The organism is Sunxiuqinia sp. (genome assembly GCF_055140945.1).
Genome location: NZ_JBSQYS010000069.1, coordinates 1 through 11,779, shown reverse-complemented (window position 1 = coordinate 11,779; position 11,779 = coordinate 1). Strand labels below are relative to the sequence as shown.

Annotated in this window: 9 protein-coding genes; 1 reads left to right on the top strand and 8 read right to left on the bottom strand. The window is 42.5% G+C overall.

All coding sequences use genetic code 11. The annotated features are described in order from the left end of the window. Positions 1 to 510, bottom strand: a 510-nt coding sequence (locus ACTB00_RS19450) for an RteC domain-containing protein (protein WP_463301574.1), incomplete at its 3' end; no start/stop codon positions are given. Positions 511 to 1,054: 544 nt separating this feature from the next. Between ACTB00_RS19450 and ACTB00_RS19445 the strand changes: the two genes are divergently transcribed. Further along, the gene (locus tag ACTB00_RS19445) at positions 1,055 to 1,738 is read left to right on the top strand and encodes an SOS response-associated peptidase (RefSeq protein WP_463301573.1); all 684 of its coding nucleotides are present in this window, start codon (positions 1,055 to 1,057) and stop codon (positions 1,736 to 1,738) included. Positions 1,739 to 1,788: 50 nt separating this feature from the next. Here the strand turns inward: ACTB00_RS19445 and ACTB00_RS19440 are convergent, their stop codons facing one another. The 7 genes from ACTB00_RS19440 to ACTB00_RS19410 all read right to left on the bottom strand — a co-directional run bounded on the left by ACTB00_RS19440 (position 1,789) and on the right by ACTB00_RS19410 (position 11,484). Next, the gene (locus tag ACTB00_RS19440; RefSeq protein WP_463301572.1) at positions 1,789 to 3,984 is read right to left on the bottom strand and encodes a PepSY domain-containing protein; all 2,196 of its coding nucleotides are present in this window, start codon (positions 3,982 to 3,984) and stop codon (positions 1,789 to 1,791) included. A 3-nt stretch (positions 3,985 to 3,987) separates the two neighbouring features. Further along, the gene (locus ACTB00_RS19435; protein ID WP_463301571.1) at positions 3,988 to 4,485 is read right to left on the bottom strand and encodes a DUF2271 domain-containing protein; all 498 of its coding nucleotides are present in this window, start codon (positions 4,483 to 4,485) and stop codon (positions 3,988 to 3,990) included. Positions 4,486 to 4,495: 10 nt separating this feature from the next. Continuing rightward, positions 4,496 to 6,001 carry an ankyrin repeat domain-containing protein gene (locus tag ACTB00_RS19430; RefSeq protein ID WP_463301570.1) on the bottom strand — a complete coding sequence of 502 codons (1,506 nt, stop codon included), beginning with the start codon at positions 5,999 to 6,001 and terminating at the stop codon, positions 4,496 to 4,498. Positions 6,002 to 6,103: 102 nt separating this feature from the next. After that, on the bottom strand, positions 6,104 to 7,438 hold the full coding sequence (locus tag ACTB00_RS19425; protein WP_463301569.1) for a hypothetical protein: 1,335 nt from the start codon (positions 7,436 to 7,438) through the stop codon (positions 6,104 to 6,106). Between the two features lie 20 nt (positions 7,439 to 7,458). Next, complete coding sequence (locus ACTB00_RS19420; protein ID WP_463301568.1) at positions 7,459 to 9,879, bottom strand: TonB-dependent receptor; 2,421 nt, start codon at positions 9,877 to 9,879, stop codon at positions 7,459 to 7,461. A 712-nt stretch (positions 9,880 to 10,591) separates the two neighbouring features. After that, positions 10,592 to 10,756, bottom strand: a complete 165-nt coding sequence (locus tag ACTB00_RS19415; protein ID WP_463301567.1) for a hypothetical protein — start codon at positions 10,754 to 10,756, stop codon at positions 10,592 to 10,594. Positions 10,757 to 10,962: 206 nt separating this feature from the next. Then, positions 10,963 to 11,484, bottom strand: a complete 522-nt coding sequence (locus ACTB00_RS19410; protein ID WP_463301566.1) for a cupin domain-containing protein — start codon at positions 11,482 to 11,484, stop codon at positions 10,963 to 10,965. Positions 11,485 to 11,779: the final 295 nt, after the last annotated feature.

Here is an 11,779-nt window from a genome sequence, read left to right as displayed (position 1 = left end):
CAATAGCTCGTTGGCCATGATGGTGGAAAAGGTATGATCATGCCAGGTGAAGAAATCTTCGTCCATGAGCGAAAGGATGCCTTCCACTTCCAGCGGGACTGCTTCATTATTCCGTAAAAAGTATTTTTCGTCCAGATGATTGTGACCGCATCGGTAATATTGAACAATTCCACGGTTCTGTTTCATGTACTTCAGAATCTTATTTTGCTCCCGCTGAAGATATTTTTTTTGCCTTCTGTTATCAAGCTCCAAACGCATGCCTTCCATTCCAAAGACCTTTTGGTAATAGATGAGCTTGCTGGAGACCGATGGTTTGATCTCCTTAAAAAAGCGGATTTCCGATTCCTGATCCGGGAAACCCCGGGCAAGAACCATCCGCCTTAATTTGACCAGGGCCAGCTTACATCTTCGGATGGCCAGCCTGGCAGTGTTCAACACATGATCAGAAGTCATAGCTAGTTGCTCCAAATCTTCTTCCAACTCGATGATAATGTGGGAGTAATCTTCCATACTAAAAAGAATGCTGAATGAATTAAAATACCGGAAATAAGAATCAAATCATTTCGATCTGACGGTCATGCCTTGTGTCAGCTCAAATGCCGTTTCTGAAATGATTTTGTAGAAGGGAGGACGTTCAGTCTGTAACTGAAATTAATTGAGATTGTATCGGTGTGTTTGGGTGTAATTTCATCTGAAGGATTACTGGTGCGGCGCAGGTCATTTGATTGGCACGACCGGAAAGCACATGAAAAAAGTTATGTGGCTCTGTCGGGAAACAAAGAATTGAGATACTGAAAAACAGTGGCACAACATGGACCGAAATGAGTGGTACAACGTCGAGCGAATTAAACGCCGGCAGCCCATTTCAATGATGGCTTCAGCCCTCGTGTAAACTTTCATTTCACGGAGACTGTTTTACTCTAAGAATATTAATCCGGAGGTCGTTATGTGTTATGATTTTAAAGCTCAGCTCATCACCCAACTAAAACGGGCCCGTCACCACCGCGATAAAGAAGCGGTACGGATACTGACAGAACGATTACTCAAGCTCGGCGTGAAGGACCTGCACCATACCACGGGATTTGATCATCCGGCCGTACTAATATACACCAAAGATCAACCCCATGACCCGGTTGTGGCCCGATGGGGTTTTGTACCGGAAAGCACGAAGGATAAAGACAAACAGCTGCAGGTATGGAACAAAACCCTAAATGCCCGTGGTGAGGACATGTTTGAAACCTGGTCTTTTAAATATTCGGCGCGGGCAAAACGCTGCCTGATTTGTATTGACGGAGTCTTTGAACATTACCATTTCAAAGGAAAAACCTACCCCTACTATATTCACCGGTCCGACGGCGAACCCATGACCCTGGGAGGCTTGTGGTCGGAATGGGCAGACAAAGAAACGGGCCAAAAACTCACCACCTTTTCGATTGTCACCGCCCGTGGTAACGACCTGCTTGCCCGAATCCACAATAATCCGAAGCTGGAGGGCCCCCGGATGCCACTCATTCTTCCGGATGATGCCATCGATGCCTGGCTAACTGAAAACGTGGAATCGGACGCAGAGAAAGAAAAGATTCTCAGCTTGGTGAAACCTTACCCCGAAGCAGAACTGAAAGCGCATACCGTGCGTAGGCTCCGTGGAAAAGAAGCGGTTGGAAATGATCCGATTTCAGATCAGGAAGTTCGCTATCCGGAGCATGATCCAACACATGATCAGAGAACGTTATTCTAGCAGAAAATTTGGTTCGGGTTAACATCCCGTAAGTAAGTTTTTTTTTCGTTTCAATAACAATCCATCAAAATCTGTTTTCGATTTTGGTAGTGGCTCAGATCCTTTTTCAAACATTCGCTACAAATGTTTTGTAGTTCTTTCATTACTTCGCGCTGCATGGCAATTGATCCACAAATCATCACGCAGCCTCCCTTCTTTAAAACACTGGCAAACCGATCCGCATCATTTTTAATCAGATGTTGCACATAGACTTTTGGGGATTGCGCACGGGAGTAGGCAGGCATAAACCGATGGAGTCTTTTTTGCCTGAGTGCCTCATTGATATAAGCTCTGTAAGAATGAAGCGATTCAGGAGACCTGCCGCCCCAGTACAAGTGCATCTTTCGTTTGGCGGTGTTGGTAGCCATCATTCCCAGAAAAGGCCCGATGCCCGTTCCGGTGGCAATGAGCACAACCTCTTTTGAATTATTGGGAAGGTGAAAGTCTCGGTTTCTGGCAATGCCTGCGGATAGTACATTTCCTTTTTCGAGTTGCCCCAACATGGTTGAACAAATCCCCTCATGATACTTTTTTACGCTTATGGCCAAGGTGTTGTTCCCTAAGTTTCCGACAGAATAAAGTCGTTCTCGTGGATCGTTCTCAGGAATGACCGACAAAAGATCGCCCGAAACAACCTTTGCTCCGTTGGTATTTTTTAGTGTGAGTAGAAAGGTATTCTCTTTTTCAAAGTCAACACGGTCTAACACTTCTAAATCAGAAACAGGATTCTTAGGAAGCCTTATTTCGGGTTTTTCAAGCTGAAGGTTTAGTTCCATTGTTTGCGCCCAACGCTTTACCCAATTCGATAAAGCTTCAAAAGAATGGTTGTTCACGGTGTGTACTTCGCCCAAACTATCTGTATTTGGTAGGTTCTTTAACAAAGAAAAAGCCTCGTAGGCAAACTGGCAATAGTTTGGATATGCAGTAGAACCAAATCCGATAATCGAAAATAAAAATGGCTGTTTTTGGAGATTCTTTGTCACTAATTCTTTGAACTGGTTGGCACTGGCCGGAGGTTCTCCCTGCCCGTAAGTAGCTGTAAAAATGATGAGTTGTTGCATTTTTCTGAACTGACTATAGTCGTTCATCAACCCTAAATAACTTTTTATACCGGCTTTTAGCAGTTGCCGGTGAAATTCGTATGCAAATTGCAGGGTGGTAGCTCCCTCGGTACCTACCAATACAATATGGCTGCAATCGCTCCGGGCATATTTGTTTTTGATTCGAATCCTCGGTCTTTTAAAATAAATGATGAAGCCCGTGAGCATAAAAAAAGGAATGGCAAGACTTCCTGCTCCTAATATGGCACTCCAAACAATGTTCCCTTCTCCAGTATGTAAAACAGTAGCCCAGGATGAAGCCATAGTAACCAATGGGTATTTCTTTTCGGTAATAATCTGCCCATTAAACTGGTTTAACAAAACCTCACGATCCTTTAAACTGATGGTATAATAATCTTCTACAAAATCTGAAAAAGGGTATTCCAGTTTTCTGAGCGCTCCCAAGGTGGTGTTGTTCAGGAATTCGAAAGCATGGAGCGGGAGGCTCGGTTCATCGGTCAGCGAATCATAATCTACTTCGTGAACAATCTTTTCCTCGGGAATTAGGTTGAAACGCAGTAACGACAAGTACAAGCCGGTCAATGATAAAACAAAAATGGGCAATAAAGTAATGCGGGCATAAACAACGTGGTTAAACTGCGAAAAGTTTTCGCGAACCACTGGCGCAAAAAAATAGCGAACCCCACCCTGCCGTTTGGCGATAAGTACAATACCCGATACCGCAATCAGAAATAGTAAAAAAGATACAAGGCCGATGAGAAAACGACCAGGTGCTTTCAAAAACAACGAACGGTGTAAACTGGTGCTGAACTGAAAAATGCGTGCCTTTTCAATTGGTGAACCCAATTTCTCACCTGTAAAAGGATTTACATAGAACTGCTCATTTTCTCCGTTAACAATTGCCAAGACACTAACAAAGCCGTTGCGGTCCCTCGAGATTGACAGGATTTCATCGTATTGCGCATTCAAATTCGCTAATGTCTCAGCCAGAGTAAGTTCATCTGCATGGTCGATATCGTATGAGCGTATTTTATTCGATATTGGCTCAACAGCCAAAATCACACCAGTAACCGAAGCGACCAATAAAAACAAGGAGGCCACTAAGGCTAGCATTAAATGGCTATTACGCCATATCGAAAAAATCATAACTTACGAATTTGGTATCATGCGGATATAGCGGATATAACCTTTTCCGTCAACCTTGTTTCTGATGGTGGCAGAATTCAGCTCTATTTCGGCATCAACTTTGTGATATTCCTGATTTTCGACAGCCGATTCGAAACGTATTTTAAACCCGCTGTCAATTTGTGAAGCATCAACAACCAAAGAGATAATATTTCGTTCGCCATTTCCAACGGTTGCCCCGGTAGCAGCATCAATATCCTCGTTTATAGGATGGCTGAATGCCCACCAATCTTTAAGGTCGGGATACCATTCGGGATCATCACCCTGCATGTATAATGTTTTTACATAATCACCGTTGGGATTCATTAGCGAAACAACTACATAAGCGTATTCACCTGTATAGTTTGCCATTTGTATCATACATTTGTAAGACACCGTTGCCGGAGCCTGCGCAAAAGAAGGTGAAAGGAAAAGCTGGGCAAGTACCAAAATTGATATAGTCCGTTTTATTATTTTACTCATAGGTGTTCAATTACTTTAGAAATTCTAAACTCACATTATTTTGGCTCAACAGTTCATTTTCTCGAGCCAGTTCATAAGCTGTCTCTCCAAACTCAGTGGTTGATTTAATGTCGGCACCATTGGCAACCAAAAACTTAAGTGTTTCCGCATCGCTCGATTTCATGGCCGCATAGTGCAAAACAGTATTTCCTTGTTTGTCCTTTGCATTGATATCGGCGCCAAAACCCTGAACTTTTTTCAGTAGGTCCAAATTGTTTTTGGCAATGGCCAAATGCCAAATCGTACTGTTGTCGGCTTGCCGTTTTTTGAAATCAAAACCTGCTTCGCGCAATGACGCCACTTTCTCTTCAAAATCGCGCGGATTGCCGCGTGTGTCAAAAAGATAATAAGCCAGGTTATTTCCCTTTTTGTCCAAAATATTCGTTTGGGCTCCTTTTGATATCAAATAAGCGACGACCGAAGCATTGTTATTCTGAATGGCAAACGTTAATGCAGCGTGCCCCTCATTGTTGGTATGATTAATATCCGCTGTCTGCTCGGCCAAATAGCTAACAACCTCCAATTTATTGCGTGATGCGGCGTTCAAAAGCGGCGTGTTCCCTTCTTTATCAACCGAATTTGGGTTTACTCCCTTATCGATAAAATACTGATAGATCGCCAGGTCGTCAGCAGACCGGGAAAGGTTGTGCAATGGTGTTACTCCATCAGTTGAAGTGATGTTGGGCTCCAATCCCAATCCTTCCAAATACTGAAAAACCGCTAAACTGTTGCTACTGCCTCTTCCGCCTCTGCTGGCAAAAAGAATGGCATTTTCGTTGGTCTTGGCATTCTTATCGATAGAAACTCCTCTGGCTACCAAAGCTTTTAACACGTTAATGTTTCCTCCCTGAGCTGTAATATTGAATATGCCATTGCCATGGTCGTCGGTTGTATTTAAACGAAGCCCTTTGCTGATGAAATAATCAATTAAGTCCAGATTTTTTACCCTTGGCGCAGCCACTAAAAGCACATTACGACCATCGTGGTCTTTTTCGTTCTTTAAGTCTACTCCATGTTCAATCAGAAAATCGTAAATCTTCGGATTGCTTTGGCCCGAAGCAGCAGTAAACTGAGTCAAAGAATATCCGTGCGAATCCTTTAAATCGGTTCGGGCTCCTTTCTCTACCAAATATTCCATAAGCGCCAGATTTCCCCGGGAGGCGGCCCAAAAAATATAGGTTCTTGAATCGTGTGTGCGTCTGTTTACATCGTTTCCCTTTTCAATAAGATGGTCGATACTGGCTACGGGGTTTCCTCCAAAGATAGCAAAGGTGATGGGATCAAAACCGCCTCTGTTGGCTTCAGTAACCGAATGTCCTTCCGCAATTTTGGCCTCAATATCGGCAAGACTGGGATGAGCAACCCAGTAGTCTCTGTCCATAAACGGATTTTGTTCCCCGCGCTGTGCCCTACTTGTAAAAGCTGACAGGAAGGTGATTATTCCGAAAAAGAAGAACTTTAAAGTTTGTATTTTCATTTTTGATTCTATTTCTATTTATTGAAAGATATTTTGTAGTGGGAAAGTGCTGTGGAGGAAAATCTTCCACAGCGCTTATATTCAGCGTATGATTCTAAAAGATTAGAATGTTCCGATAAAGTGGCTTCCTTGAGCATTAACTAATTCTGCTCCCTTGGTTACGTCACCAGTCTCTGTATCGATGACGTAAATGTTTCCGTTTTCGCCCACCGGGGCCTGGGTCACATAAATCTCTGTTCCGTCAACGGCAAAACCCTGGTATTGGAACAAGTAAAAATCGGGGTCGTATGGAATGTCATCGATTTTTTCTGCCGTTTTAGCTTCCAAATCAATCAACGCAAAAAATCCCTGAGCTCCTGCCACTCCTTCTTCAGAACCGGCATGGCGGTAGGCTAAAACGGCTTTCCCGTTGGAAGCAGGTCTCCAAGCTAGGATGTAAGCCTCTTCTACACCCAATGCTTCATCCAAATTAAAGTCGTAGCTATCGTCATATTCGTTGTCCGCATCGATCTTTAGAATATAGGAGCCTTGCGGATCTCCTTGGTTGGCTTGATAAACGCTTCCGTTGTACAGGAAGGCATTGATGCTGCGGTAACCGTTGGTGTTGCCGTGTCCCAAAGTCGAAGTAATTACAGAAGGGTTCAATAAGGACGGATAATCCAGCACAATGGTTTTTGATCCTAAAATTTCGTAGTCGCTGTCTCTTTCCGCAGTTGCAGGGTTTACCTTACTCAAACGTGCTCCAATATAAAGTTTATCGCCAGCTGCATTCAATACAGGCATATCAATCCTGGAAATATAGTAACCATTGGCTTCTTCTTCAGCACTTAAAGCGATACTGTGTTCCTGGAATTCATTAATTTGTGAATTAACCAAATCTAAAGTTAAAACACCCATGGTAGCCTCAGTACGAACATAGCTATCATTTTCGTCAAATTGGTGTTCTGTGGAAACATATACAGCAGACCCCGTTTGGTCTCCATCAAAAAGCTTGATCCATCGGGGAGCAGATCCCACGTAGGGAGCAATGCTGACTTCGGTACCTGTTTGAGTAAAGTTCTGTCCACCCGCTACCGTATATTTGGTATAGTTACCACCAGTATCACCGGCGTAACTGATATTGAAGATGGTATTACCGTCCTCTGAAGATTGCAAGCGGGCAGTTCGGTTTGAAGGAACGATAAATCCATTGTCAAAAGGTTCAATGGACACTGTTGGGTCTTTCGCTTCTTCGCTGTCAATCGCATAGATTAAAGTCCCCCCGTTTCCATCTCCTGGATTTTCGCCCATTCGGGCTGCAGCCACAGTAATCCATCTTGTATCTGTAGGATCAGGTTTATTGATAATATCATCGTCATCGCTACTGCAAGAAGCCACTAGCACGGCTATTACAAACGCATAGGCTAAAGTTTTAATATTTAAAAAGTTGTACTTCATGTTGTTTTATATTTAAGTTATTAAAAAGAATTAATTGTATAATTTAGTTTCAAGTAAATAGCCCTTCCGGCTTTTTGTACCGATAAATTGTCGTACACTGGTTTATCGAGTATATTTTTGGCGTCAAAGCTCATGGTAAACCTGTTGTTCGGGAATGTATAACTCAGCCCGGCATCCTGAGTAAATTGTTCGGGCACTTTAAAAAAGTCGTCCCCCACCGTGTTCGATCCCTGTGGAACCAGATATGAAAACTCTTCCGTAAAGTAGAATGAGCAGAAGAGGTTTAGGCGGCTATCATTTTGTATGAAATCTCTAAAGGAATACCTCAGGCTTCCGTTCATGGTGAAAAATGGCGTGTTCGGAACGTCAATTTCCACTCCCCTGTTTTCAACAGTCAAATTGAAACGCGAGATATTGAAGTTAAGTCCAAAATTATGGTTATAACTATAATCCAACTGTGCATCAACACCTTTGGAGGTACCACTTCCTTGGTTCACATACAGAATGAGTTCATCATTCACGTTAAGCGATGTTTCGATGGGCAAGCCAATCCTGTCCTTGATATTACGTGTAAAGAAGTTGGCCGAAATCCCAAAATTGTGCTTTTGAAGGGTAAAGGTTCCCAGGCGAAATCCCAGGTTGTAGTTGTTGCTTTGTTCAGGATTGATGCTTGAATTGGCCACTACGTTGTCCCCGTCATTACCAAAAATTTCAGTTTCATTTGGAAGGCGTATCGCCTTTTCTGCCGAGGTCAGCAACGTAACATTGGGGATAAGTGCATAAGACAAGGCAAAACCAAATCCGTCATGTTCCTTGTTACTACTTACCACTTCATCTATGATCTGGCTATTTCCGTCAGCATCTGCTTCAATAGCGGGATCAACACTGATTGTTTTTTGTTGATAGTGCTTTCCAAACAAACTAGTTTTTAACCTGTTGTCAAAGGCATTAAATTCGTAGGTCAAAGAATAGATGTTTTTGCGCAGATCTCTTGTTCCACTGAATGTATTTTCCAGTACCGATCGCAATTCATCACTATCCTCCCTGTCAATTCCGCTGAAAACGTGGTTCAGCAAAATCCGGTGATGATCATTGATGTTGTAAGACAGGCCTGATCGAATGGACGATACGTTTCGGTTAATTTTAGACCGTGTAGGGCCTCCTTCTTGCTGCGATCCCCAGGAATATTGGTATTCATTGCCCCTGAAGTCGATGGCTCTCTTCCCGCTCCAACTATAAGCCCAGGCTAGCGTATCGATTAAATCACGGTTACGTTTACCATACAAACCGTTCACTTTCAATTCCAATCCGGGGATAAAAAGATCCGTTTTTTGATAGCTCAGGTTAGCCAACAGGGCATCCGACTCCATAAACCGATCCTTATAAGGGGTAATGGTCATAAAGGCTCCATGCTGAATTTCTTTATAGTCGTCTGACCCGGTAACTCCAACAAAAAATTGATCGGCCCATTTTACGTCGGTAAAGCCAATTTGTACCATACCGCCGGTAGATCTGTAGGCATCGTTAAACCTTCTGGCTGTAATAGGGGTTTGCACACCGCCTAAACCAGTGACCACAACACTTCTGCCCGAGACCTTATAATCGTTATCGGAATAATTATGGAAAAGCGAAGTCTTTACAGTTAATCCTGATTTATCAAAGCGATAAGTGCCGTTCACACTTGTTTGAAAAGTATTGAATGACCCATAAGAAACAGAAGCATTGAAATTGGTTCTTGCCTTTTTATGAAGCTGAATATTAATGGCTCCACCCAATGCATCGTCTGCTAAATGACCGGGTACCACTCCTTTGTAAACCTCAATTTGTTTGATCATTGACGGAGGAATGCTGTTTAGGTTGAAGGAAGAACCATACGTTGAAATGGGAATACCATCAATAAAAATGCGAACAGCACTCCCGGATAAGCCGTTTAACGAATATTCCACATTGGAGCCCAATCCTCCGTTTTGGCGAATTTTCACACCTGCTGTTGTGTTTAATAATTCGTTGGCCTGTACACTGCGTAAACTCATTTCTTCTGTCTCAACGGCATTCATGGCAAAACCCTGGGTCTCAAGCTCCGTTTTCCTGGACTTTCCGCTAACAGTCACCTCGTCTAAGTTTTCAGCGCTTTCTTTAAGGACAAAATCAATTTTCACCCGCTTGTTTTCGGGACTTGTTTCAATGGTTTTTGAAGCTTTGCCATAACCTATAAATGAAACGGAAACTTTATGCTTTCCATAAACGGGAACGTTAATTTCATATTTCCCTTGTTCGTCAGTCTGTGTGCCAAGCGTTGTACCATTGATTACGACCGTGGCAAATACCAACGGACTACCATCTTCAGAAGTTACTTTGCCAAAAACAAAACTGTTTTTAGTGTTTTGACCATAAACTGACACGACGGTCAAAAAGAATACGATTAGGGAGTATTTGGCCATTTCAGACATTGTAAAATACTATTCTTATTTAGACTTATTCTATCTTATCGATTGAAAAAAAATAGAAATTTAACATGATGCAACTTGTATAAAAACGATTTTGCAACCAGGCAAATACCCTTTCTTTTCCGGTTCAATGAAAGCAGCTTGTGAAACTGAAAACAATTCCATTTCTACTGATCTCAACACAGCTATTATTTGATTATCTACTAGAGTTAACAGACCTGTCTTTCCGTCTTTTTTTTGTTTACTTTAAAAGAATCATCTGTTTTCATCAATCTTCTGAGGACAAAAGTAAACTCTTGAATACCGGGAGACAATCCCTATTAATGGGGATTATTCCTCGCCCGCATCGTGCGTGGGCAAATCATTTCTCTGCTACCTCCACTCCAAATCATTTTTGACAGCTGTTGTATTTGATATGGAATAAGAGATCCCGGGAAGTAGCTTTTGTTTTTTAAAACGAGATAGAGAAATCCTAAGCGCCAGCGTTTCTTTTAGAATTGAAATGATTTGTGATTACCGAAAGTTGCCTGCATGAAAGCACCCAAATCACGGCACTTGTCACTCACGTTGTTTGAGCGCCTTGCTCAAGAGGTTTGGCTACACTGCTCAGGCCTCCGAAGTCGTTAAGGGCTATCGCATCCTCATTTTGCCCCTAATCCGATCCTTCTTTAACGCTCTAAAATCATGTTCAGGCGGTGTTTCCGGTTCAGAGGTGACGGTGAAGCCCTCCTCCTGATTTTATTGGCATTCCAGTGCCATCCATAATCCGCCGGAAGGTAGCAAGCTTCCACCCGGGTGTCGCTAGATCGGCACACGTCTGCGGCAAAACCTGCATACGTCTCGAATCCAATTCGTGTACGTGTACAATCATGGTTTCACACACCGTAAGCAGTGTTTATACGTGTGCAGTTTTACTTCCATGCATGTGCAGTTCTACCTACGCCTTTATGGAGATTCACTTCGGCACGTGTGCTAGTATATTCCGTCATGTACTCCGGATTGGCGAGCTTTTTTTGGAAAACTCAGAAGTGAACCCATGCAGTTTTGGGATCCGTTTCAGACCGAAAGCATGGTAATTTATTCGCGGTTGGTTTGATCACTTTCATTTTTAAGTCGATTCCACTTCTCTTTGATGTTCCTCTCGTCATCAAAATACTTGGCTTGGGAGTCTTTTCTAAAAATCTCAAAAGATGGGGCAATCAGTATCTTGTCCGAATCTGGATACTCTGCAATATCATATCCCAAATAAGTTCTGACATCCAAGTAAATACACACTTCAGAGGTATGATTATAGAGTTGGTGTGCTCCGGTTTCTCCTTTTTCAAAAAACATTAAATCTCCACTATTGACAATTTCCAACCCATTTGGTGTACGCAAGGTTGCAGAACCCGAAACGATCATAAATAATTCTTCTGCGTATTGGTGGAAATGATAGGGAGCAGAATATTGGTCAGGATTCAACTGTCTTAAATCAAAGTTCAGATTTTCAGGGTTTACTCCCCTATTCGTTCTCGATGCATCTGTGAAGATCCGGAATGGGTCAATCTTATTCGGAGTCGCCGTAAATTCTCTTTGGTCTGATTTTAAAATTGTTGCCATAACTCAATTTTTTAATCAAAAGTAATGAAATCGATCCAATTGTGCTTCATTCGCTCACCGATCCCATGGCTCGGAAGTCCGTCTAGTTCCCAGTCTCTCAAAATTCTCTTAACATTTTAGAAAAGCCTTGAAAGAAGCTGGCAATATTACAGATGGAAAAACATGGGTTGCCAGATGCCTGGGACACTTCTCCGTTTTTTTATCTAAATCAACAGCGAAAAGTCAAGTTCTTGATAACAAGTGATTGTATAATCGATGATTGCTCGATCCCGGAAATCAGTATTATCTTTTGTAA

What these genes read in the sequence shown, in the direction of transcription:
- ACTB00_RS19430 (WP_463301570.1), bottom strand. Translation starts at nt 6,001, where the DNA reads ATGAAAATACAAACTTTAAAGTTCTTCTTTTTCGGAATAATCACCTTC.
- ACTB00_RS19440 (WP_463301572.1), bottom strand. Translation starts at nt 3,984, where the DNA reads ATGATTTTTTCGATATGGCGTAATAGCCATTTAATGCTAGCCTTAGTG.
- ACTB00_RS19410 (WP_463301566.1), bottom strand. Translation starts at nt 11,484, where the DNA reads ATGGCAACAATTTTAAAATCAGACCAAAGAGAATTTACGGCGACTCCG.
- ACTB00_RS19425 (WP_463301569.1), bottom strand. Translation starts at nt 7,438, where the DNA reads ATGAAGTACAACTTTTTAAATATTAAAACTTTAGCCTATGCGTTTGTA.
- ACTB00_RS19415 (WP_463301567.1), bottom strand. Translation starts at nt 10,756, where the DNA reads ATGATTGTACACGTACACGAATTGGATTCGAGACGTATGCAGGTTTTG.
- ACTB00_RS19435 (WP_463301571.1), bottom strand. Translation starts at nt 4,485, where the DNA reads ATGAGTAAAATAATAAAACGGACTATATCAATTTTGGTACTTGCCCAG.
- ACTB00_RS19420 (WP_463301568.1), bottom strand. Translation starts at nt 9,879, where the DNA reads ATGGCCAAATACTCCCTAATCGTATTCTTTTTGACCGTCGTGTCAGTT.